Origin of the sequence: Exiguobacterium sp. SL-9 (assembly GCF_004336985.1) — a bacterium.
GTDB lineage: Bacteria > Bacillota > Bacilli > Exiguobacteriales > Exiguobacteriaceae > Exiguobacterium.
The window spans coordinates 1-457 of sequence record NZ_SJUO01000017.1; the positions used below are offsets into that span (position 1 = coordinate 1).

Here is a 457-nt window from a genome sequence, read left to right on the forward strand (position 1 = left end):
GCCGCCGAAGGTGGGACAGATGATTGGGGTGAAGTCGTAACAAGGTAGCCGTATCGGAAGGTGCGGCTGGATCACCTCCTTTCTAAGGAAAATGCCCATGTGGCATTGCCCATCGTTCAGTTTTGAGAGACCAAATCTCTCGACAATCAAAATATGAGGGCCTATAGCTCAGCTGGTTAGAGCGCACGCCTGATAAGCGTGAGGTCGGTGGTTCGAGTCCACTTAGGCCCACCATTTTTTTGAGAATTCCAATATGGGGCCTTAGCTCAGCTGGGAGAGCGCCTGCCTTGCACGCAGGAGGTCAGCGGTTCGATCCCGCTAGGCTCCACTTTGTTCCTTGAAAACTGAAGATTCATCAAGACATCAAACCAATTAATTTCACATATGGTCCGTGAGGACCGTGTGTCTTAGACGCTAGATCAAGGTAGAAAGGGCGTACGGTGGATGCCTTGGCACT

General features: G+C 51.2%; 2 tRNA genes and 1 rRNA gene. All 3 read left to right on the forward strand.

What is annotated here, in order from left to right:
• Nucleotides 1-82 (forward strand): 16S ribosomal RNA (locus EVJ34_RS15425); the annotation flags it as partial.
• A 75-nt stretch (nucleotides 83-157) separates the two neighbouring features.
• Nucleotides 158-234: transfer RNA gene (locus EVJ34_RS15430), tRNA-Ile, on the forward strand.
• Between the two features lie 21 nt (nucleotides 235-255).
• Nucleotides 256-328: transfer RNA gene (locus EVJ34_RS15435), tRNA-Ala, on the forward strand.
• The last annotated feature ends 129 nt before the right edge of the window (nucleotides 329-457 follow it).